This is a genomic window from Bacillus sp. SORGH_AS_0510, from assembly GCF_030818775.1.
Taxonomy (GTDB): Bacteria; Bacillota; Bacilli; order Bacillales; family Cytobacillaceae; genus Neobacillus.
The window spans coordinates 988,016-1,011,463 of the sequence record NZ_JAUTAU010000001.1 but is presented as its reverse complement, the minus strand read 5'-3'; the positions used below and the strand labels follow the sequence as shown (position 1 = coordinate 1,011,463).

Genomic DNA, 23,448 nt, shown 5'->3' with positions numbered 1-23,448 from the left:
TTATGGTTTCGCATTGATCGTCCAGGCAAGCATAAACATAAGAAAGGTAAAGAGTAGAATAAATACGTTGATTCCCAATCCCCACCACGCATAAAGCCTTGGCCGCCTTCTCGTAAATAGTCCTATCACACCAAAAACGATGCCAAACATGGGATTTTTTATTAAAAAGAAATCGGGAAAGGTTTCTGTTTTTAATAATAAGGCGGCATTAAGTATAGCAAGTGAAAATAGCCCCCAAACAAACGAAAGAATGCCAGCCAGCCCAATCCATTTACTAAGCACGGACTTCTTCTTTATTTCCAGTTCCATAGTTTTACCTCCCCTACCTTTATAGCCCGAACATCCTTCATTTGCTCTAACTTTCTAAGTTCGGATGTTGGTCCAGTCACTACAGCACCATATACTTGAATACCATGTTTCTTTATATAATCAATCCGTTCTTTTAATTCAAGCGACTTGGCTCTAGCTACTTTTGTTGCCACTTCTTCATTCTTTGAAAGCTGTGTAAGAATATCCATGAACACTTCTTCATTGGTTTGTTCTCTGCCGTTAAAAGGAGACCAAATGGTTGAGTCAACTTGGGCAGGATAGCCAAGAGCAGTGATTGGTACACCTTCCTTGTCGACCTGTTTTTCCTCAAGCCCTGTATCCACCGCTAACCAACGCACCTCTGTTTCCTTTGGCATGATTTGTTTGATTTCCTCTGGATTATGCAAGGTGGAGAACGATACATACACTTCGGCAACCGTGCCATCTGGAAGCCCCTTTAATATATTCCATTCATCGCCGCTATCAAACGGAACCTTCGCATTTGGATGGAGCAATGTTTCTGTTTCAACACTAGGAATTTCCGGCAGCGGCCGTTCTAAAAGGGACGTTTTTTTAGGGAAATTGGGTTGATCTAAAGCGAAGAAAATATCATAGGCTCCGGCTTTATAGTCCTCTTTTCCTATCCGTTTATTCACATCAAACAGGAGATGCATGGAAAATAACCCTATGTCGTCCTCAATTTTTATTTTTTCCAAATTGATATTAGGCTCCGTTACGTAGATCGTATTTGAAGCAACCTCAATAAGCTTGTCAGCCCTTCCTCCGATTGCGTAATAAAAATAGGTGATGAGTGTCATGACTGGGATGATCAGTAACAGGACGGCAAGACTAATGAAAATATTCGTTAATCGTGCATGATTCTTCCCTGCATTAATAATGGTTCGTTGAGCTTCTTCAGTAAGAATATGACTCGTCTTAAATTCCTGTTTCGTATTTTTAATAAATTTTTGATAGAGTTCATCATCATTCGGATTCATCTTATCACTCATCTGTCTTTTCCCTTCCTTTCACTTTGTCTACCAATTTCTTTCGTCCTCTATATAAGTGGCTTTTTAATGTGTTTAATTTTAAATCAAGGATATTTGCGGCTTCCTGATAAGGAAGATCATGCAGATCACATAACAGTACTGCGTGCTTTTCATTCTCTTGCAGGCTATTAATATCCCTTAACAATAAGCCTAATGATTCCTTCTCGAGCATTTCCTTCTCCGGTGTACTTTGTTTAATATCCACCCGTTCATCCATTTCTTGTTCAAAAATGACTCGTTTATGCTTCCTTTGGAAATCAATGAAAGCATGGTAAGCAACCTTAAATAACCAAGCCCTAATATTTTTTATTTCATAATCTTCAATAGACACATAAGCCCTGTAAAAAGCCTCTTGGACAAGATCTTCTGCTGCAAAATGGTCTTTAGAAAGGGAATAGAGATACCGATACAAATCATTTAGATTCTCTTTAAATACATCTTCAAGCTGCACGAACCCTCCCCCTTTCACCTAATCCACGTTTTAACTTACCAAAAAGTTGCAATTTTAACAAAAATATTTAATTTTTTTACACAAAAAAAAGAGAAGTGCATTCACACTTCTCCGTTCATTTGGACAACAACTATTTATTTCGGCTCTACCGTTTGCGGCGGTTCTTCCATCCAGCCATGCTTAATCATGATTTTGGCACCTTCATGCGCATATTCGAAAATATCTTTCATAAAAATGGAGAATTTAGCCGGCAGATCATTTCGAAGGCTGAACGCTGTCCCAACAGAGTTCCCGCCTAATGAAAAACTGCAGAATAGACTAATACAATACATCATAATTTTATCTGAGAACGGCGCAAGAGTAGATGTCGTGTAATTCCCACCGGCAGTTGCCGGCACAGGGATATTATTTTCCAATATGACTTCACTCATCTCTTTAATGATAGCCTGGGCCAACTCTCCACCCTTTGTGAAAAATTTACGCACATCCTTATTTTCCGCACTTTGGGCAAATCCGAAAATCATTTGCATGCCTGTCACATTGGACTCGATAGCATGATAGATATGTGCAAGCTCCACCGTATTGAGGGAGCGTTTTCCACTAATCGGGTTAAATCCACCTAAATAGTTGGTATCCTTGACAAACTCCACATTTTTCGTTGTTGAAACATATGGGGAACGGGGAATAAGCCCCTGTTCCAGCAGGTATTTTGTACACTGGTGATAATATTTTTGTGTGATACTTGTTAGATTCCGGTACAGTTGGATGATATCATCACGATAAGACATGGTGATGTTTAAGGTATGCATCGCCATGCTAATTTCTTTAACCATCCGGACGAACATGATATCAAACCCATTTTCATAAAGCCTTGGGACTTCTATATTGATATCTTGTTCCGTAAATCCTATTGGAGTAGGGACCCCTTCACTTTGAAAAAGTTGAGCCATCTGCTCTATATACGGACTAATTTCTTCGTGTAAGTCGGTCAATATTTTCTTGGCAGCTTGGTCGTCTGCTTTTTCAATAAAATACTTTAACATATGCTTAATCATCGTCTTTTGTTGATAGGTCATCCATAGTGTTCCGATCTCAGATGAAGCTAAAGCGGGCACTTCAGGCATAGGAAATCTCTCCTCGGTCAACATTCGTTTTTTTGTTAGTGTTTACTCACGTGGAGATATCATACATTTTTTATATAGGCTGTGTTAAAGAACATTGTTAATTTCTATCCCCTGTTGATCGGAGCGGAAGGCGCGAAGACTCCTGTGGGAGTATGGTTCAGGGGAGACCCCGCAGGCGCCTGCGCAGAGGAGGCTCGCCGAAACACCCACGAACCGCTCGCGCCTGGAGCGGAGATCAACAGGCAAGTTTAAACAGAGCCTTTTTATGAATACGACTTATTCCCCTACCATGGTAAAAAATACTATTTTTTTCCACTACCATCTTTTATAATTAATAGAGATTATTTACTATTTTTAAGGGGAAAATGTAATGAAACAGAGAGAGATTACAAACCCAATTTGGGCTTATATTGTTTTAATTGGGGGTGGGATATTTGCTTTTTCCACTCTACCAGGCATGCTCCTCGTCATGACGGTTCCATTTTGGAAACATGATGAGATTAGTTTCTTTTCAGTCCTGTTCATGGTAATCGGACTATTTGTGATCGTGGTAATCGGCTGGGGAATGAGGAAAGCATTTGTTGCGATAAAAACGTATCGTCAATGGAGTAAAACCACGGGGCCGGTGGTGAGCGGTGGCGAGATATCAACTGCAGCAACAGAGAACACAGGTGAGAAATCAGCCGAGGTTTTAGACAATGGGTTAGAGAAAAAGAAAAAGCCGATATGGCCTTGGATTGCGCTTGCTCCAGGGGCTTTACTATTGGCTACTTCGGGACCGGGCGTCCTCATGCTACCAATTATGCCACTCTTTATGGCAGGTATGTCAACCGATTCAGGGAACACACCGGGCTATGTGCCAGGACTGATTATTTTGGTCGGTTATGGACTTTTAATTGGGTATATTATTTTGGTGGTTAAAGCGATTAAGACATTACGCGCACGTTAGTCTGGAAAAAGAAAGAGATTGGGGATTTCATTCCAATCTCTTTCTTTTTCTATTTGCTTATTCAAATTCGGCTAAAACAGCACGTACCTTCCCTTTATGCTTAACAAGCTTCTTATCAATATCTTCGATAGATGCACCTGTTAAAAGTTGTACTATCGCTGTTTTAACTTGTTCATTGGAGGTTGCGAATGCTTCTGCTGCTTCTTTAAATGTGACCCCCGTTGCTTCTTGAACAATCCTAATCGCCCGGTCACGTAGTTTTTCATTGCTTACACTTAAATCAACCATTAAGTTCTTATAGACCTTTCCTACTCTAATCATCGTAGCAGTAGAAAAAATATTTAATGCCATTTTTTGAGCTGTCCCTGCCTTTAACCGCGTCGATCCTGCAATCACTTCTGGTCCCGTCTCTATTTCTACAGCTACCTGCACAAGAGGTGAGATTTCAGCGTTTTTATTACAGCAAATCAAACCTGTATAGGCCTGTTTTGCTGCGGCATACTGCAATGCTCCTTTAACAAATGGCGTCCGTCCACTCGCAGTTAACCCAATAACCAGATCCTTAGAGGTAATGGAATGGGCCTTCAGTGCTGCTTCACCTTCGGATTCACTGTCTTCCATAGCGGGCTTCGACTTTCTAAGCGCTTCGTCTCCACCCGCGATAATGCCGATAAATTGGTTATGCTCGAGATTAAAGGTTGGCGGTAATTCCGAAGCATCCAAAACACCAAGACGGCCGCTAGAGCCTGATCCAATATAAAACACACGCCCATTTCCTTGAATAACAGTAACTGCAGCATCTATTAGCTTAGCTATCATCGGAAGCTCTGTCTTAATGGCCTTTGCCACCATTTCATCTTCCTCATTCATTACATGGGCAATCTCAAGAGAGGTTAAAAGATCAATACTGGTTGATTTCTCGTTCAATTGCTCGGTTGTCAGTTTTTTTAAATTCATTACTCTTCCTTTCAACCATTTCGTTGGTTCGTACTTGGTTTATTTCTCTTCAAGTAAGAGTTACCTGCTACACCTGCAATGGTGGTAAATAGTACTGTAATAATGGTAGGGACATTCCATTCTAAATTATAGAATTTGACCAGATCCTTAAATGCCTTATCGTTATTAAAGAAAAAGATCGCCCCCAATACAATCACTGCGGCCAATGCAACAATCCCGCCCATCAGGCGCTTACGGTTCGTTACCTGAAGGTCATGTCTTTGTACTTTCTCTTCATACCCTTCATTTTGTTCTTTTAATTTCTTATTTTTTTCTACCTCTTGCAAATACTTTTCTTCCATCTGATCCTTTTCATCTGCTAATGTGATTTGTTTTTGTATTTCTTCCTTTACCTGGGCCTCTAGATCTTCTGTTTGCTTTTTCAATTCGGAATTCATTTCCTTATATTCATCGATTATCAAGAGTGCTGTCTGATTATCTAGGATGAGATTCCCGTATTGCGAATAACTAAGTAGGGATTGCACCATTTCGGTAACAGGCAAATCCATTAACTCCTCAAACTTTAACATCGCACTCACACATTTTAACGTGGTATTGGCCTTATTTTCCCAATGGAAATGGATGTCGGACTCACTTTTGTTTTTATTGGCCATATTTTGCATAATAATGACGGTTGGAAAAACCATATCCTCAATGGTTTTTTCTATCGCCTCTGTAAAAGCATCATGTTCCTTTAACATCACTAATGCTTCGAGTAATAAATTGACAATGTTTGCTGAGATAGAAATGTCGATCCAAAGCTTTTCTTCATTTTTCTTTGATTCTAATGTGGAAATAAACTGCTTAATTTTATCAATATCTTTTAATAAAATTGCGGCTTTAATGTATGGAACAATTTCAATCTCATTATATCCGCTTAATTCTTTATTGCTGACCAGCCTGGTTAATTGTTCCGTCGTAAATTCAGTCTCGATTTCTAGCTCTAACATGCTATTTAAAGCAATGACACACTCTACTTCCACTTCCTGACCACTAAGCAGAGCATCTTTCATCCATCTGACTGTTTTCCGAGTTTCCTCCGCATCTGTACCTAAATAGGAGGCTCGTAACCATAATAAAGCGGATGTGGGGACTAATAATCCATTATATGCCGCATCTTCAACTAAATTTTTATTCGTATGTGTGAAGATTGGGTTCACCGAATCTTCGGTAAAAATCGTAAAGGCAGGCTTAATTTTGCTATGTACTTTTAAGGTGTCGACAGAACTCCAAAAACTATCATCTATTAATTTTTTTTGCTGAAGTACCCTATGAAGCTTTATTTCTGTGTCCTGCAAAATTCTTAACGCTGATTTTTCACGGCCTGCAACAAAAAATTGCTTCAGATTCTTTTCATCTGGTTCAATCCCGATATATTTAATTTTTCCATCAGAGATAAGTGGATAAAGAAAGGCCTCGATTTCTTGTATCCATTCCTTCTTTTCTAGATGGTCTTCATCTAAATATGTGGGGCCTAAAACCACGATCGAATGGGTACCTTGCTCGATTTGATTTTTGAATTCATCGATATCATCCGAAAAATCATATAGTTTGTAGCGATAATTTAAGGCATCTAAGGTTTTTAAAAAGAATTCAAAGGCCATGCTATTGTAGGTTTTGTCCTTAATTACCGCCGTATTGCATTTTCCTTCACGAACAAAGGTAAGTAGATTTTTCAGCAATATTTCTTCTCGTTGCCAATCCAGATTTAACGAAGAGATAACCACCCGGTACTTAGAGGATTCTCTTGTAGCGATAAGTAAGGGTCTCCTGGAATAATGTTCCGTTTCATCATGTAAAAGAACGTCCCAATCGGCTGATTCCACATAGTCTAAGTAATGCCAATATAACCCCTTTTTCTGGATGCAATACTCTTTAAGCGCCTCAACGGAAACGGTATTTGGAAATGTAAATAATGGATGGGTTTCTGTCATTCTCGACTTGATCAGCTCACCCTTCGTGACATCTTCATTTTCCCGCTTCACTACTTTAGGCGATTTCATGGGTAAAAAGTCAAATGCAGCACCCTGTTCTCCCGAGTTTTTAGGAATGGAGTTCAATTGGTGTAAAATCAAACATCCTTTACCCTGGTTAAGGAAATCTGAAAAACTATTAATAAATATCTCTGTTGCTACTTCAGCTTTGATGGATTTCTCACTTAATGAATTGGAACTAAAGACAACCGCATCAATTTCTCCAGAATCCAGATCATTCTTTAGTTTTTTGATATTATGGGCTGTATATAAATTTACTTGGCTAGAATCATAGCCTAAGGTTGCTAACAATGGCCGAATATCCGATTTACTAGCGTAGGACATATAGACCTGGTTTTGTATTAGTGCTATTTTTTGCACATGACCACCCTTTTACGTTTACGGATTAATAATATATTTAAGTTTATATTATCATAAAAGATTACAAATATGGGGACAGTCCCCCGCTGCGCTAAAGCGCTGGGGGACTGTCCCCATTTCATTAGTTACCCCTTGACGGATCCTTGCGTCATGCCTTCGACGATGTATTTTTGCGCAAAGGCGAACAGGATGAGGGTTGGAATCACGGATAGGACGGTGGCTGCGGACATGGATCCCCAGTCGATATCGTATTTGGTAATAAAGGAGTTCATTGCAACTGGAATGGTCTTCGCTTCTTCTTTATCTATGAACATAATCGCTAGGAACAGCTCGTTCCAGCATTGAACAAATGCGAAAATAAAGGTCGCTGCAATTCCCGGCAGCATCACCGGAATGATGACTTTAAACAATGCCGTCAGCCTCGAGCACCCGTCAATCATGGCCGCTTCTTCAAGGGTAGATGGAATACGTTCGAAGAACCCCTTCATAATCACTGTACAAAAAGGAACCATCATGACCGTATACATCAACATAAGAGAAGGCAACTTGTTAAGTAGCTGAAGCTTTGACATCAATAAATATAATGGCGCTAACCCTATGAATAACGGGATCATTTGCGTAATAAAAAAGGCAAAAATCACTTGTGATTTCCCTTTAAACTCAAAGCGTGCCAGGACATAGCCGCTCAGCATCGCAATGAGAAGTGAGAACACCCCAGCAACCACCGACAAAATCAGGCTATTCGTGATATAAATACCAAAATTAGAGATTTTAAAAATATCAATATAATTTTCAAACGTAATAGTTTCCGGCCAATAATGAATCGGGAAGGTAAACATGTCCTTTCCCGGTTTTAGCGATGTAATGAAAATCCAGTAAAGCGGAAACACCGTAAAGACAAGGAACAAGGAGAGAAAAACCACCTTAAACAGCTGCTTCCAATTGATGAGCCTCGTCATTAGAAATCACCCGCTTTATTGAATTTCGTTGCCAATACATAAAAAATCGAAAAGCACATTAGAAGGAAAATCATAATTACGCCGATCGCCGCTGCCTGTCCATAGTTCTGTCCCATGATCAATTTTTCCAGCATGAAAGTTGATAGAATGTGAGTAGAACCGGCAGGCCCTCCGTTAGTTAGTGAATAGATCAAATCAGGGAAGTTTAGAATCCAGATCACGCGCAGTAATGTTGTCACAATCAGCGTTGGTAAGATATAAGGAATGGTAATCTTGAAGAGTTGCTGGACATAGTTTGCCCCGTCAATTTTGGCTGCTTCAAACAATTCATCTGGAATGGATTGCAAGGCGGCTAAAATCATGATGGCAAAAAAGGTGATTCCGTACCAGACGTTGGCCACAATAACGGAAACCATGGCCCAAGTGGGGTCCGCTAAAAAGGGAATCGCTGTGTCGATGATTCCGGCCTTCAGTAATAGATCGTTAATCACACCACTTTGGCCATTTAACATCCAACGCCAAATCAATCCGATTAAGAAACCAGACATCGCCCAAGGAAAGAAAATAAACGCTTGATAGACCCCTCTCCCCCGGAACTTCCTCCGTAATAACAAAGCGACGACAAAGCCTATGACAAACTGGGGAATGAGTGAAAAAAAGACCCAGTAGAAGCTATTCACTAATGACTCTTTAAATCCAGGATCAGTCATGACGGTTTTAAAGTTATCGAGTCCGATGAACTCGATATTCGTTAAGTCAAATAGTGAGTAATTTTGGAAGGCCATAATGACCCCTTTGAATAATGGATAATAGATAAAGACGGTGACAAGCAATAAAGCAGGAAGTAAGCAAAGGAAAATAAACATTCCATGCTTGGAGATTGAAAACGTCGGCAAGCCTCGATTGGTAACTGGTTCAGTTTGCGTCTTCAAGTGTCATACGCTCCTCTCTAAAACATAAGGGGGCAGCAAAACTCCACTGCCCCCTACCGGCACTACTATTTTTTATTGGCTTTTTCTTTTTTCCAAAAATCAGACCACTTGGCTAAGGCGTCTTCCTTCGATAGTTTTCCTAAAAGTAGAGCCTGAATATCTTTATCCGACATCGCTCTGTACTCTGCATATCCCTTGTACTCGACAGGACGGTCAGCAATTAGGAATTCCTCTGGCTTCGCATTCATTTGGATATAAGAACTGAAATAACCTTCCTTGAAATAAGGGTCGTCTCCGGCACTCAAATGAATCGGGATTAACGAGTTATTTTTCGCAAAGTAAAGGTTTTGTTCTGGGCTGGATAGGAAAGAAACAAGCTTCCACGCTTCATCCTTATGCTTCGAGAAGGCACCAATTCCCCAACCAGCTGTTCCGGCAGGCTGTTGCGCCACACCAGATGGCGTTCCTTTTGGCAGTGGAGCCGTCGCCCATGTTCCTTTTTTCATATTTTCTTCAGCTGTTACGATGACTTCTGGATCCTGAATTAACATCGCGGTCATTCCAGATGTAAAGCCCTGCACCATTTCTGGGTAGCTCCAGCTCACGGAATCAGGAGGAGAAGCTTCTTTGTAAAGCTTCAAATACGTATCTAATACTTGCTTCGCTTCAGGCGTTTCAAACATGGTTTTTCCTTCTTGGGTAAAATAAGCATCATTCTGAACAATCTTTTTCCCTAAATAGGACCACGTCATAAACTCTATATAGTCGGTTGCACCGGCGCCGCCTCTGAAGCTATAACCGTAGCGATTCTTCGATTTGTCGGTCAATTTAATGGCTGCATCCACTAGCTCATCCCATGTTTCCGGAACCTTGATGCCAGCTTCTTCAAACCAATCTTTCCGGTAAAATAGCGTTTTTTCATAGACGCCATACGGAATGTAGTATGGATTGTGATTAACCGCTGTCGCACCGTGTTTGATCGTTTCCGTCAACGTATCCCAATCTTTCCACTGGCTTGTATAGCGGGAAAGGTCTTCAATAAATTTGTTGTTCGCAAAGTTTTTAACGGTTTGCTCACGTACCTCTAATACATCGATGTCCTCTTTTGCCATTAGCATTTGCGTGATTTTTTCATCTGCACTCTTTAATGGCGGGGAGATGAGCTCCACTTTAATCCCTGGATTTTCTTTTTCAAACTTGGCAAGCATCTTTTTCAACAGTTTGGTTCTTGCTGGGCTTGTAATACTTTCAACCATTCGTAGTGTTACCTTTGCGTCGCCGCCTTCTTCAGAGCTTGTTTCTTTGGAGCCGCTGCAGCCTGCGAGCAGGCCAAGGAAAACCATGACTAGCACCAACATCAAAAATCCTCTTTTGAGATGAAGCATCAAATTTTATCCCCCTCTGAAATGTTTTTCTTTTTTATATAAAAGGTCTGCCTTTTATACCGTTTGTGAGTGATGTAGCTGTAATGCCGCGTCGAGATCTTCCATTAGTTCATCGACGTTTTCTAGGCCGACGGAGAGGCGAATCAGGCCTGGGTCCATACCGCTGGCTAGCAATTGGTCTGTGTTATAACCGTAATTCGGTGAGATGACGAGACTTTCGAACCCACCCCAGGATACACCGATTTGGAACTGTTTTAGCTGGTTAATCACCTTTCGGACGGACTCAAAGGAATTATTTGCGAGTTCAAAGCTCAATAAACCGGAATAGCCCTTTAATTGCTTGGTGCCGAGTTCGTAGTCTGGAGAGCTTTTTAATCCTGGATAGTTGACCTTTTTAACAGCAGAGTGATCTTCTAAAAAAGTGGCGATTTTCATGCCGCTTTCTTGATGGGCTTTCATTCGTAATGGCAGGGTGCGCAGTCCGCGCATTAACAGCCAGGCTTCATATGGGGGCATGACTCCGCCAAGCAATTGATATTCGTGATAGAAAAGATGGTCCATGATTTCTTTGCTGGTGATGAGTGCTCCACCAACGAGGTCGCTATGGCCACCTAGGTACTTGGAGACGGAATGAACCACGATATCGATTCCTAAAGTGATAGGATTTTGAAAAATCGGAGTAGCCCAAGTGTTATCAATGATTGTTTTGATACCGCGCTGTTTGGCAAGGTCGGCGATGGCCTTCAGGTCAACAAGTTTGAAGGTCATGGTGGTTGGACTTTCAAGGTAAATGACTTTGGTGTTGGGTTGAATGAGTGATTCGATGGTGTTGAGATCGGTTTGAAGTGTGTTGGTGTGAGTGATTCCAAATTTTTCAGCATAGCTGAAGAACTTTGTGGTAGGACCGTAAATATTGCTGATGCTTACTACATGGTCACCGGCTTTTAGAAATGTGAGGATGGCGGATGAAATGGCGGCCATTCCGGAAGCGAATAGTTTACATTTCTCGCCTTTTTCAAGGGCAGCAAGTTTTTGTTCGACGATTTGGACGGTGGGATTGGTGCCCCGCCAGTAGAGGTAACTGTTTTGCTCGTCCTTCATGGCTTCGGCGAGCTGGTCGAAATCCTTAAAGACGAAGAGAGAATTTTGATAGATTGGCGGAACAACGGCTCCGTGGAAGCGTTCATACTCGTCACCGAGATGTGTGACAATATGTTCGTCTGAAAAAAATGGGTTTGGCATGGTCATTCCTTCTTTCTTTTTTGCGGCGGCAAACCGTGTGTGTTGGTAGGTGTTGAGGCTGAGCTAGATGTGGCGCACGGTATGCTCGACTGCATCTATAATTTTATTAAACTCTTGCAACGCATAGGCAGGATCCCGTTGTTTAATGCCGTCAAGCATCGTTCGGTGAAACGGCAGGGTATCACTAAAAATGTGCTCGATGCCAAAAGGCCTGCTCCAAAGTTTATTGAAGGTGTCAGACACCGATTCGGCGACACTTTCTAGCAAGGGATTATGGGAGGCGCGATAAATGGCCTTGTGAAATTCCCAGTCTACATTCGAAGAATCGATTCCCTCATCTCGGAGACGGATGACTTCGGTGATTAATTGCTCCATCTCTTCGATTTCTTCGTTGGTTGCCCTTTGAGTAGCGAGTTCAACCGCTTTTCCTTCTAATGCTCTTCGCAGTTCGCTAATGTGTAGCAGATAATTCTTTTCCTGCTCCACATCAATTTTGGCTTCGATTTTGAGGGCGTCTCCTTCTTTCACATAGCTGCCTTTTCCATTCTGGACCTCAATGACTTCGAATCCTTCCAGGTAACGGAGACCTTCGCGAATACTCGACCGGCTGACCCCGAGTATGGTGGTTAGTTCCGCTACAGACGGAAGCTTATCACCTTTTTTTAGTTGATGATCATGAATGTATTTCTTGATTTCCTCAGCGATCATTTCATGCATCGATACCTTTTTGATAGTTTTCATGAGACGGTCACCTTCTCTCTACTTTTCTACTATATGACTGTCCACCTATCTGATAGGTTGATTGTATTCTGAATATTTTAAAAAGTCAATTTTATTTTAAGATAACGTCACACTCTATAAAAATGCAGTGGTCTCTTTTTTTGTTGATAAAATTTTGTGGATAACGCTCTTTTTCAGCTATTTTTATCTCCTTTTTGTGGATAAGGTAGATCTTTTTTGTGGATGAATCTGTTTTCTTATGAGTCATCCACTTTTTTATGTGGAGGAACCGCTGATATTTGTGGATGAACCATCTCATTTGTAGATACTACAGTTTTTATTTGCGGATAACTCGCTTTTATTTGCGAAAGCCTGGCCTGGGGTGAAGTGAAAAAGGGGACAGTCCCCCGGCGCTTTAAAGCGCTGGGGGACTGTCCCTCTTTTCTTTTACGTATGGGAAACAATCAATTCACAGTTGCCTTCTATCTGGATTTCTCCTGCTCCAACTGGAAGGATAAAATGTGTGCCTTTGTTCAACGCATAGGTTTCACCTTGATGAACAAGGGATCCCTCGCCTTTAATCACGCTGAATAGTACGTATTTGTCTGCAAAGGAGACGCTAGTTTTTCCGTGGACATCCCATTTGTACACAGAGAAGAACTCTGATTCGACAAAAGTAGTCACGGTTGCGTTTTCTTCCTCTTTCACACGTGGTGCCGTCTCACTATCTTGATGAGGAACGGTTGTCACTTCAATCGCTTTTTCCAAATGAAGCTCGCGTAGATTGCCTTCTGCATCACGGCGGTCATAGTCATACACACGGTATGTGGTGTCAGAGCTTTGCTGTGTTTCTAACACTAAGGTACCTTCGCACAATGCGTGAATCGTGCCGCTTGGTACATAGAAGAAATCCCCTGGCTTGATTTTTACACGGCGAAGCAAGTCGTTCCATTTACCTTCGTTGATTTGTTCCACTAGTTCTTCACGCGTCTTTGCGTTGTGGCCGAAGATCATGTCAGCATCTTCTTTACAGTCGATGATGTACCAGCATTCTGTCTTGCCAAGCTCTCCATTTTCGTTAACCTTGGCATACGCATCATCTGGGTGCACTTGAACGGATAAGTCCATATTCGCATCCAAAATTTTCGTTAATAGTGGGAAAACTTCTTCATTTGGATTTCCAAATATCTCTGGATGCTTCGTCCATAGCTCATCAAGCGTCATCCCTGCATATGTTCCATTTTCAATAACGGAAGGGCCATTCGGATGAGCGGAAATTGCCCAGCACTCTCCTGTATGTTCAGATGGAATCTCATATCCAAATTCCTGTTTTAAGGCTGTTCCTCCCCAAATTCTCTCTTTAAAGACGGGCTTCAAAAATAACGGCTGCATGTGTAATCCATTCCTCCTGCTCTATGTAGTCGCGGGTGTGGAGACTGTGTCGAATGGGGCTGACCCCAATGTCTCCATTAATAAATAAGTAGTATTTGCAAAAACTAAAAATGAACTCATTCACAAGAATACTCCATTTCCAAAATAGAAGCAAAACAAAATCCATCCGCCGAAGGTCCTAATCTTAGTGATGACAACCATTACAGAATATGATACCATTCTATCCTAGTTTGGTGTCAGGCACCGCCCGTGACCACTGTCCACCTTAGGAGGACACGCCCCCAACCCTACACAATAAAAGTGAGGTGAACCATAGATGAATGAACGGCAACGGACGATGTTACGGATTTTGCTTGAGTCTCGCGATGAGTTTTTGTCTTCGCAGCAGCTGGCGGATCGGCTCGGGTGCTCGGAGAAGACGGTACGCAATGATTCGAAGGTGCTCGACCTTTGGTTAAGCGATCATTCCCATGCGACGCTTTCCAGAAAACCGAATATCGGCTTTCAGCTCGAAATCAGCCACACCGAACGGGAAGAGCTCTTGAATACGCTATACCATGCAGATACAGGTGCTACCACTGAAGAAGTTGATGAGAATAACCGCTTAGCACGGATTCTTGAATTACTCCTAATAGAAAAAAAATCCTTAACCCTGCAAAAGCTTTCCGACCTCTTCTTTGTCAACAAAGCCGTAATTAAAAAAGATCTCGAAAAGATCGAAGGCTTCCTGGCAAAATTTAGCCTCCAACTGACAACCAAAAAGAAACTGGGCATTGAAGTAGAAGGATCTGAACAAAATTGGCGCCAAGCGATTTCAAGGGTGCCAGCCTTCGTGGAAGCCACATCCAACCAGATGCCATTTTGGGAGCAATTTTTCGAAAAGCAGGACATACAGGCAGTCAAGCACTCACTTGCAGAAGTCAACAACCAGAGCAAGAATCCCTATACGGATGAAACGTTGCAAAACCTCACTATACATATGCTGATTGCCATTAAGCGGTTGAAACAAGGGTATTCCATCCAACTTCCGGAAACGGAGCTCGAAAGCGTACAGACAAAGAAAGAATACACCATCGCCGAAGACATAATGAAAAAAGTAGAGCATCATTTTGCCATCCGTTTTCCCCAACAGGAAATCGCCTATATGACTCTTCATTTTTTAGGCGGAAAGGTGCAACATGCCAACGAAGCCGGCAATAAGGTGGATGAAGAAGTGGTAGAACTAACCGCCACGTTGGTTAGTCGACTTTCCCACATGATTCACATCCCTTTTTCACAAGATGAGGAGCTACTCCGCGGATTGCACGTTCACCTTCAATCCACGATGAATCGGATTCGCCATCGTCTGAATGTAAACAATCCCATCTTGGATGAAATTAAGCGAATGTATCCATATATGTTTGATACGATCATGAATGAAATCGTTCATATAAATCATGTCCGGGACCTAAAAATCCCTGAAGAAGAGGCAGCCTATCTCACCCTGCACTTCCAAGCCTCCCTTGAAAAAATGCAGCGGAAAAGCGGAAGCAATAAGAGAACGATCATTGTTTGTCCAATGGGCATTGGGGCGTCGGTTCTACTTCGCACGAAGCTGGAACGAAAATTCCATTCGTTAGATATTCTTGATTCAGTTTCGATTCACAAGATTAACCATTTTACAGCTGCAGATATTGATTTCATTATTTCGACTGTGCCAATCCCAAATACCGCCCTCCCTGTGATTCATGTTACACCGCTTTTAACAGCGGAAGAGGAGAATAAACTGCAGGCGTTTATTGAGGAGCTGAGCAGTCAAGCCGCTCCAGGCATGGCTCAACAAGATGGAACCTTCCCATATTTACGGGAACTAGTGACAGAAGAGTTGATTTTAATAGACTTACAATACAGTCATCCCTATGAAATCATTGAGGCTCTCACCACCAAGCTCGCAGAATACGGGTATGTCAGCAACGAATACATCGAATCCTCCATCATTCGGGAACAGCATTCTTCCACGAACATAGGCGGGGGTATTGCGATTCCGCATGGAAACCCATCGTATATTAAAAAATCCGCCATTGCTGTCGGCGTTTTAAAAAAGCCGCTGCTTTGGGGCAAAGAATATGTCTCTCTCGTCTTGACGTTAGCAACCAAGCCGGAGGAATATACGACGACAAGAGAACTATTTTCGGAAATCGGTCAATTAAGTGAGCATCCATTGCAGCTGACGAACTTGATCAAGCCAAAAACACCGGAAGACTTTATAAAAAATCTATAAAAAAACCGTCAAATCTGTGGCATTTGACGGTTTTTGTCGTATTAAAACCATTTTTTCCGCATATTGCGGTAAACATTCATTCTTTTTGCAAACGATTTCAGTAGTATAACAGTCAAGTCCTAAATATTGTGTAAAATTCCTATACAATGATTTCAACCAATTGAATTGCCTGGGGCCTTCTCCTATTAACATTTTTTTGCGAAACTTCCATGGGTTTAAAACTCCACATCCAGTAAAGGCTGTCAAAGGCTCTTTTCACTTTGACAGCCTTTACTGGATGTGGAAAAATCCATAAATGGAAGTTCAAAAAAACCATTAGCTATAGTGATTTTTTCTTAGCGTATATCGTGTCTTGATAGTGCATTAAAACAGCCCCTACTAGACGGAAAGCTGATTGGGTGTTTGGAAAAATACGTATAACTTTTTCCCTTCTACGTACTTCTTGATTTAATCGCTCAAGAGAGTTAGTACTTCTAATATGAGGACGAATGGATTCTGGATGATTCATGTATTGAATGGTATCTTCGAAACCTTTATCTAATACATCGAGTGCTTTTTCATATTTAGGGTTATCTCCAAACTTACTCATTAGTTCATCCTTAAATGTTCTAATATCGTCTATTGTGACAGCTTCAAACACACGTTTAATCATTAAGCGAATTTCAGCTGAATCCTTTTTAGGGAGTTTTTCAATAATATTACGTTTAAAATGTACATTGCATCTTTGCCAAGTAGTCCCGATAAATTCACGCTGTATAGCTTTTTGTAGACCCTGATGAGCGTCAGATATAACAAGTTTCGGGGATTGAAGGCCCCGTGATTTAAGTTGTTTAAAGAAATTACTCCAACTTTCATAGCTTTCAGCGTGATCTACACTTAATCCCAATATTTCACGCTTGTTTTTTTCAGTAAGAGCTGTGGCAATATAAACTGCTTTAGAGACGACACGTTGATGTTCACGTACTTTTATATACATTGCATCTACAAAAACAAAAGGAAAATAGACTGTGTTTAAAGGTCTTTTAGCCCAATCATTAACAATTGGATCTAACTTTTGAGTGAGTGATGAAACAAACGATTTAGAGATACTTTCACCACAAAGCTGCTCTACAATATGAGTGACCTTTCTTGTAGAGACACCATTAATGACCATCTCGAGCATAGAAAGGACTAAAGCCTGATCACAGCGAGCGTATTTTTCAAAGACCGAAGGTGAGAATTCACCATTACGAGTTCTTGGAACCTTGAGTTTTATCTTCCCAATACTCATTGTCAATTCGCGTTCATAATATCCATTACGGTAGTCATGACGCTCATCAGACCGCTCGTAAGGAGAAGTTTGTAAGTAGTCATCTCTTTCTTTTTCCATAAATTCATTTAAAACCAAAACAATAGCCGATTTAATAACGGTATCAATGTTTGAATTCATAACAGAATCTTTTAAAACTTCCATATCTAGGGTAAACTGTAACTGAGTCATTTTTATTCCTCTTTCATTGTTTATCGTGGTTGTTAAACATTGTAGCCAAGAAGGAATAAAATGACTCTTTTCTTTTTACACAATTATATGGACTTAATCAGTATAACTAATACATAGACATTATTTAAATTATTTTTCTAAAAAAATCTTTCATACAGGAGATGAAACACATACATGAAGTTATTAGCGATTACCTCATGTCCAAACGGCATTGCCCATACATATATGGCAGCTGAAAACTTACAAAAAGCAGCTGAAAAGCTTGGACATCAAATGAAAGTTGAAACTCAAGGCTCAATCGGTGTTGAAAACGAACTAACCGAACAAGAAATACAAGAAGCAGATGGTATTATCATCGCTGCGGACAAAACCGTTGATACAGCAAGATTTGTTGGCAAAAAGCTTCTCGTAACGGGTGTTCAAGACGGGATTCGCAAGCCTGAAGAATTAATCAACCAAGTGTTAACAGGTGACGTTCCTGTTCACCAAGAAAGCATGAAGTCCGTCGATCAAATTAAAAGTGAAAGAAAAGAGAAACAAAACCCGTTTTACCGCCACTTAATGAACGGTGTATCTTACATGATTCCATTCGTTGTGGTCGGCGGGATTTTAATTGCATTAGCATTAGGTCTAGGCGGTCATCCGACAGCTAAGGGAATGGTTGTCGATCCAGATTCGATTTGGAACTCTGTCTTAAATGTCGGTGCGGCATCATTCGGATTTATGGTTCCAATTTTAGCCGGATTTATCGCGATGAGTATTGCAGACCGTCCAGGATTAGTACCTGGTATGGTCGGTGGATATATTGCCGCACATGGGGAATTTTATAGCAGTGAAGCAGGCGCAGGGTTCCTTGGTGGAATTATTGCCGGTTTTATCGCAGGGTATGTTGCAAAATGGATCAAGAGCTGGAAGGTACCAAAAATGGTGCAGCCAATTATGCCAATCTTGATTATCCCGATTTTAGCAAGTGTCGTGGTTTCAGCCGTCTTTATCTTTATCCTTGGTAAACCAGTGGCAGGCGTGTTCACAGCATTAACTGATTTCTTAAATGGTATACAAGGTACAAGTTCTATTTTATTAGCGTTATTATTAGGTGCAATGATTTCCTTTGATATGGGTGGTCCAGTGAACAAGGTTGCGTTCTTATTCGGTTCTGCGATGATCGCTTCTGGTAACTACGCCATCATGGGTTCAATTGCAGCAGCGATCTGTATCCCTCCAATCGGTATGGGTCTTGCTACATTGATGAATAAGAAAAAATACGAAGATGCGGAAAAAGAAGCAGGAAAAGCAGCGTTCTTCATGGGTCTATTCGGTATCACGGAAGGTGCGATTCCATTCGCAGCGAAAGATCCACTGCGCGTTATTCCAAGTATCATGGTTGGTTCGATGGCCGGTGCTGTAATCGCAATGTTAAGCCACGTGGGCGACCACGTTCCACACGGTGGATTGATTGTTGCCGCACTTGGTGCAGTGGATAATGTAGTAATGTTCTTAGTGGCAATTATCGTTGGGGTCGTTGTGACAGCACTAATGGTCAATGCTTTGAAAAAGAATGTGGAGTGATAATAGATGAAATTGACAGATTTAATCAGTACAGAGCTTATTGAAACAGACATCAAAGGGAACACGAAAGAATCTGTAATCGATGAAATGATTGAGAAGTTAGACGCGTATGGCGCCATCAAATCGAAGCGTAAATTCAAAAAGGCGATCATGAATCGTGAAAAAGAAAGCACAACGGGAATCGGCATGTCGATTGCCATCCCTCACGGTAAATCGAAGGCGGTTGTCAAACCAACTGTTGTGTTCGGCCTCAAGCGTGATGGCGTGGATTGGGAAGCATATGATGGCACACCAGCAAGATTAATTTTCATGATTGCAGTGCCAGAAGAAGCAGCAGGCAACGAACATCTGAAAATCCTACAAATGCTATCTCGTAAGTTGATGAACGAAGAATACAGAGAGCAGTTGCTTGGGATTGAGACGAAAGAGCAGGCTTTGGAATTGTTGGGGCAGATTGAATAGGGTTGGATTGTTGGAGAGAAGAGTCCTTGTGGGGGGCTCTTCTTTTTTAATAAATATGGGATTGGTTAATGTAGACGGGCCCTACTTCTTCTAATTAAAATTCCTAAAACATCGATGTAAACGGGCCCTACTTCTACTTTTTCTAATTAAAAATCCTAAAACGTCGATGTAGACGCGCTCTACTTCTATTTTTTCTAATTAAAAATCCTAAAACGTCGATGTAGACGGGCCCTACTTCTACTTTTCTCAATAAAAGTCCTAGAACGTCGATGTAGACGCGCTCTACTTCTACTTTTTTCAATAAAAAGTCCTAGAACGTCGATGTAGACGCGCTCTACTTCTACTTTTTCTAATAATAACTCCTAAAATGTCGTTGTAGACGCGCCCTTCTTCTATTTTTTCTAATTAAAAATCCTAAAACCTCGATGTAGACGCACTCTACTTCTACTTTTTCTAATTAAATATCCTAAAACATCGATGTAGACGCGCTCTACTTCTACTTTTTTCAATAAAAAGTCCTAGAACGTCGATGTAAACGGGCCATACTTCTACTTTTTCTAAATAAAAATCCTAAAACGTCGATGTAGACGCGCTCTACTTCTATTTTTTCTAATAATAACTCCTAAAACGTCGATGTAGACGCGCTCTACTACTATTTTTTCTTAATAAAATTCCTAGAACGTCCATGTAGACGCGCCATACTTCTTCTTTTTTCTAAAATAATTCTCTCATCGAAAGGTTTCATATTTTTACCATTTGAATATTCGTTGACTTCTGGTTGCTACTTAATTATTATATGTTTAAACACTTAAACATTTAAACACTTGAACATAAATACATCTTATGGAGGACTACTTTATGAAAAAAACTGCATTAATTACCGGTGCAACGAGCGGCTTAGGCTATGAGTTTGCTAAACTGTTTGCGAAGGATGGCTATAATCTTGTTTTGGTCGCGAGAAGCAAAAACACTTTAACTGAAATGAAACAAACCTACTCTAATGTAGAAGTAACCGTTATTCCTAAAGACTTGAGTGCACCAGGAGCGGCGAAGGAAGTATTTGAAGAAATCGAACAAAAAGGGATTTCGGTTTACGTCCTAGTGAATAACGCTGGCTTCGGATTGATGGGCAAGTTTGATGAGCTGGAGATTGAAAAACAATCCAACATGATTCAATTAAACATCACGGCTCTGACAGAACTCACCTACTACTTCCTGCCAAAAATGAAGCAGGTGGGCAGCGGCAGAATTCTGAACGTTGCGAGCACAGCGGCATTCCAGCCAGGTCCGTTAATGGCCGTTTATTTTGCAAGTAAAGCCTATGTTCTTTCCTTATCGGAAGCACTGGTGGAGGAATTGGTTGGTACTGGCGTGACAGTCACCACTCTATGCCCGGGCGCCACGAAAACAAACTTTGGCGCAGTCGCAAGTGTGGAGAACTCGAAAATGTTCAGTTCAGCGATGTCCTCGGATGTAGTGGCGAAACAAGGGTATGAAGCATTGATGCGCGGGAAGCGCGTCATTGTGACAGGCGGCTTAAATAAAGCAGGAGTTCTTGGGGCAAAATTTATGCCAAGAAGTCTGGCGGCGAAAATTTCCAAGTATGTTGCAGGGGAAAAATAATTTTACGTACAAAAGGGGAAATATTAGGCATGGCTCAACAAGCAATCGATGTATTTCGTTCATGTATACCGTTATTCACCGCACTTGCGGACCCGGCAAGGCAAGATATCATTCTGTTACTTGCGGAAAAGGAACCATTAAGTGTCAATGAGATCGCCGAGCAATCGAGTCTTTCGCGCCCGGCCATCTCGCATCACTTAAAAATCATGCGCGACAACAATCTCGTCGTCAGTGAACAAAAAGGAACCCAGCGCTACTATTCTCTTTCACTGGAGCAGAGTGTCGCGCAATTGAAGCAGCTGATTCAGATTGTGGAGAGCGAGTGCATTTTGTGACTTGCTCTTTTTTCACCTAGAGTATTGGAATTATTTTTGCCCATGTACTTAGGTTAATTCGCTAGGATCCTGTGATGATAATTACACAAAAATACTTATTATGTTTTGATTGTCCACACCCTCATTCAGCACCAATCATAATTTATCTTAGAGAATAAGGGGGAAAGGGTGTAAAGGTCAGTGCAGGAGAAGGATAATCAAATGGAACGGAAACCAAATCGAGAATTAGACCGCTTCTCAAGCTTTATGTTTGGACAAAGGGATGCTTACAATAAAGATGACAACCAGTCAATGGAATTTCCTGAACAAAAAGAGCATTCATCTTTCAAAAGCAGTTCGGGGGATGATTGGTTTTTAGGCTCCAGGAGAAACGAGCCTGATCACCATAGGAGCAAAACTCAAAGCCAGCTTGAAGATCATATGAACAATATAGATTTTGTATTACTTATGGAAACGATCGATATGTTCGTTGCTACAGCTAACCAATATAAACCATTGTTTAATGAAGTTACTCCTATTTTTCAGAAATTTATTAAAAAATTCAAATCAAGTAAGTAGGGGGACTACCCCCAAACTCATATTCCTCCTCTGAAAAGAATAAGATGTACAAGCGAGGGGGAGTCTCAAATGGATATCCATGGACTTTTTAGCTTTATTCTTCTGAAAGTTAAGGAATTTATTATATTTTATTTATTCATTTTACTAGGGGAATGGTTTGCAGACAGACAGGGCTGGAACTTGTTTGATCGGGCTTGGCTCATCACTATCATCTCCCTCTCCATCATCACCTTTGTCTTTTGGGCCTACTTTGGGAGAAGTCTTAGATGGTTCTAGTAGTTTTTTTGGGGACAGTCCCCCGGCGCTTTAGCGCGACGGGGGACTGTCCCCATGAACATACGGATGGACTTTAGCATATAGTAGAAAACAAGAATTAACTCATAAAGGATGTTTGTGTATGTCTTTTGGACCAGGGCAAGTGAAGATTGATACGGTGAGTGGCGGTATTGTACAGTTTGGAGGCGCGGTATTTGTATCGCCGAAGAGTGCTTCGAAAAGTTTCAGTGGTTCGGGTATTAGCAACACTGGTGTAAATATCGTTACGATTAATGGAGCAAGTTCCACCAATACGGTAGATACTGACGTACTGGACCAGCCAATCGTTAACGACAACTAATTGGAACTCAAAGTAAAAAAGAATGAAAGAGCATGTTTGTGTGCTCATTCATTCTTTTTTAATAGGCGCTCTTCTTCTTTTTTCCAAAAAGATAAACCACCGACAAAACCACCAATGCCCCAAAGCTATCAATTAGTACATCCTTATAAGTTGCTGTCCTTCCAGGCATAAAGGATTGATGATATTCATCGCTCATCGCGTAAAGGGCCGTTAATATCCATGCAAGAAGATACGAAAAGTTTGAAGTCTCAACAGATTTGAACAATAAAAATGCTAAGATACCAAAAACCGTAAGATGAGTCGCCTTTCGAATAAGGAAGTTGAGCACCTTAACCACCCCATGGTCCGCACTGGGTGTATCTATCGTTTTATGTTCCGTGTTTACCACTTTTTCGATGGTCTGGGATGTGTTTTCTCCTGTGAAGTATGGAAGCTGTGTCGCACAGAAAATGCCGGTCATCCAGATAATCGCCGCAATAATCCACCACTTTCTCCTACCCATGTGCAAAACCTCCTTTCGTTATACAATCTATTTGTTTTATTTTACAGGAAAAATAGACCTAATACCTACTTAACTACACGTTTTTTGAAGATATCTACATACTTTCATGATTTATCTACACGTTTTCCACAGATATCTACACACTTATAACATTTATCTACATAAAATCTGAAGTTATCTA

Annotated in this window: 21 protein-coding genes and 1 pseudogene; 8 read left to right on the top strand and 14 right to left on the bottom strand. The window is 41.1% G+C overall.

Annotation, left to right across the window (positions count from 1 at the left end; all coding sequences use genetic code 11):
• The 4 genes from QE429_RS05355 to QE429_RS05340 form a co-directional block, all read right to left on the bottom strand.
• Nucleotides 1–309: a hypothetical protein gene (locus QE429_RS05355; RefSeq protein ID WP_307284866.1), complete on the bottom strand. Its 309-nt coding sequence runs from the start codon at nucleotides 307–309 to the stop codon at nucleotides 1–3.
• Nucleotides 294–1,319: an anti-sigma factor gene (locus tag QE429_RS05350; RefSeq protein WP_307284863.1), complete on the bottom strand. Its 1,026-nt coding sequence runs from the start codon at nucleotides 1,317–1,319 to the stop codon at nucleotides 294–296. Before QE429_RS05350 ends, QE429_RS05355 begins: the two co-directional genes overlap by 16 nt.
• The gene (locus tag QE429_RS05345) at nucleotides 1,312–1,809 is read right to left on the bottom strand and encodes a sigma-70 family RNA polymerase sigma factor (RefSeq protein WP_307284862.1); all 498 of its coding nucleotides are present in this window, start codon (nucleotides 1,807–1,809) and stop codon (nucleotides 1,312–1,314) included. The genes QE429_RS05350 and QE429_RS05345 overlap by 8 nt, the downstream gene beginning before the upstream one ends.
• A gap of 134 nt (nucleotides 1,810–1,943) precedes the next feature.
• Nucleotides 1,944–2,933, bottom strand: a complete 990-nt coding sequence (locus QE429_RS05340) for a DUF3231 family protein (RefSeq protein ID WP_307284861.1) — start codon at nucleotides 2,931–2,933, stop codon at nucleotides 1,944–1,946.
• A 370-nt stretch (nucleotides 2,934–3,303) separates the two neighbouring features.
• Here QE429_RS05340 and QE429_RS05335 point away from each other — a divergent pair, with 370 nt between their 5' ends.
• Nucleotides 3,304–3,882, top strand: coding sequence for a hypothetical protein (locus tag QE429_RS05335; protein WP_307284858.1), 579 nt, complete (start codon nucleotides 3,304–3,306; stop codon nucleotides 3,880–3,882).
• Nucleotides 3,883–3,939: 57 nt separating this feature from the next.
• Here QE429_RS05335 and murQ read toward each other — a convergent pair whose 3' ends face one another.
• From murQ to manA, 8 genes are all read right to left on the bottom strand, one after another.
• Entirely contained in the window at nucleotides 3,940–4,839 is a 900-nt protein-coding gene (gene murQ, locus QE429_RS05330) for an N-acetylmuramic acid 6-phosphate etherase (protein ID WP_307284857.1), read from the bottom strand.
• Between the two features lie 11 nt (nucleotides 4,840–4,850).
• Nucleotides 4,851–7,232 (bottom strand): coiled-coil domain-containing protein, encoded by a 2,382-nt coding sequence (locus QE429_RS05325; protein ID WP_307284854.1) that lies wholly within the window; start codon nucleotides 7,230–7,232, stop codon nucleotides 4,851–4,853.
• A gap of 125 nt (nucleotides 7,233–7,357) precedes the next feature.
• Nucleotides 7,358–8,191 carry a carbohydrate ABC transporter permease gene (locus tag QE429_RS05320; RefSeq protein WP_307284852.1) on the bottom strand — a complete coding sequence of 278 codons (834 nt, stop codon included), beginning with the start codon at nucleotides 8,189–8,191 and terminating at the stop codon, nucleotides 7,358–7,360.
• Nucleotides 8,191–9,123, bottom strand: coding sequence for a carbohydrate ABC transporter permease (locus QE429_RS05315; RefSeq protein WP_307284849.1), 933 nt, complete (start codon nucleotides 9,121–9,123; stop codon nucleotides 8,191–8,193). Before QE429_RS05315 ends, QE429_RS05320 begins: the two co-directional genes overlap by 1 nt.
• A gap of 65 nt (nucleotides 9,124–9,188) precedes the next feature.
• Nucleotides 9,189–10,508, bottom strand: coding sequence for an ABC transporter substrate-binding protein (locus tag QE429_RS05310; protein ID WP_307284847.1), 1,320 nt, complete (start codon nucleotides 10,506–10,508; stop codon nucleotides 9,189–9,191).
• Between the two features lie 54 nt (nucleotides 10,509–10,562).
• Nucleotides 10,563–11,750, bottom strand: a complete 1,188-nt coding sequence (locus tag QE429_RS05305) for a trans-sulfuration enzyme family protein (RefSeq protein ID WP_307284845.1) — start codon at nucleotides 11,748–11,750, stop codon at nucleotides 10,563–10,565.
• Between the two features lie 63 nt (nucleotides 11,751–11,813).
• Nucleotides 11,814–12,491 carry a FadR/GntR family transcriptional regulator gene (locus QE429_RS05300; protein WP_307284842.1) on the bottom strand — a complete coding sequence of 226 codons (678 nt, stop codon included), beginning with the start codon at nucleotides 12,489–12,491 and terminating at the stop codon, nucleotides 11,814–11,816.
• 426 nt (nucleotides 12,492–12,917) lie between these two features.
• Nucleotides 12,918–13,862, bottom strand: a complete 945-nt coding sequence (gene manA, locus QE429_RS05295; RefSeq protein ID WP_307284840.1) for a mannose-6-phosphate isomerase, class I — start codon at nucleotides 13,860–13,862, stop codon at nucleotides 12,918–12,920.
• 316 nt (nucleotides 13,863–14,178) lie between these two features.
• On the opposite strand from manA, the gene QE429_RS05290 reads away from it, so the two are divergent.
• Nucleotides 14,179–16,122 carry a BglG family transcription antiterminator gene (locus QE429_RS05290; protein ID WP_307284838.1) on the top strand — a complete coding sequence of 648 codons (1,944 nt, stop codon included), beginning with the start codon at nucleotides 14,179–14,181 and terminating at the stop codon, nucleotides 16,120–16,122.
• Nucleotides 16,123–16,441: 319 nt separating this feature from the next.
• Here QE429_RS05290 and QE429_RS05285 read toward each other — a convergent pair whose 3' ends face one another.
• Nucleotides 16,442–17,602 (bottom strand): IS256 family transposase, encoded by a 1,161-nt coding sequence (locus QE429_RS05285; protein WP_307283867.1) that lies wholly within the window; start codon nucleotides 17,600–17,602, stop codon nucleotides 16,442–16,444.
• 174 nt (nucleotides 17,603–17,776) lie between these two features.
• On the opposite strand from QE429_RS05285, the pseudogene QE429_RS05280 reads away from it, so the two are divergent.
• From QE429_RS05280 to QE429_RS05255, 6 genes and pseudogenes are all read left to right on the top strand, one after another.
• Nucleotides 17,777–19,633, top strand: a pseudogene (locus QE429_RS05280) (fructose-specific PTS transporter subunit EIIC).
• 858 nt (nucleotides 19,634–20,491) lie between these two features.
• Nucleotides 20,492–21,256, top strand: a complete 765-nt coding sequence (locus tag QE429_RS05275) for an SDR family NAD(P)-dependent oxidoreductase (protein WP_307284835.1) — start codon at nucleotides 20,492–20,494, stop codon at nucleotides 21,254–21,256.
• Nucleotides 21,257–21,285: 29 nt separating this feature from the next.
• The gene (locus QE429_RS05270; protein ID WP_307284832.1) at nucleotides 21,286–21,591 is read left to right on the top strand and encodes an ArsR/SmtB family transcription factor; all 306 of its coding nucleotides are present in this window, start codon (nucleotides 21,286–21,288) and stop codon (nucleotides 21,589–21,591) included.
• A gap of 201 nt (nucleotides 21,592–21,792) precedes the next feature.
• Nucleotides 21,793–22,149: a hypothetical protein gene (locus tag QE429_RS05265; protein ID WP_307284829.1), complete on the top strand. Its 357-nt coding sequence runs from the start codon at nucleotides 21,793–21,795 to the stop codon at nucleotides 22,147–22,149.
• Nucleotides 22,150–22,218: 69 nt separating this feature from the next.
• A complete protein-coding gene (locus QE429_RS05260) occupies nucleotides 22,219–22,425 on the top strand; it encodes a hypothetical protein (RefSeq protein WP_307284826.1) in 207 nt (68 codons plus the stop codon).
• 121 nt (nucleotides 22,426–22,546) lie between these two features.
• On the top strand, nucleotides 22,547–22,765 hold the full coding sequence (locus tag QE429_RS05255) for a spore germination protein (RefSeq protein ID WP_307284824.1): 219 nt from the start codon (nucleotides 22,547–22,549) through the stop codon (nucleotides 22,763–22,765).
• Between the two features lie 58 nt (nucleotides 22,766–22,823).
• Here QE429_RS05255 and QE429_RS05250 read toward each other — a convergent pair whose 3' ends face one another.
• A complete protein-coding gene (locus tag QE429_RS05250; protein WP_307284822.1) occupies nucleotides 22,824–23,267 on the bottom strand; it encodes a VanZ family protein in 444 nt (147 codons plus the stop codon).
• Nucleotides 23,268–23,448: the final 181 nt, after the last annotated feature.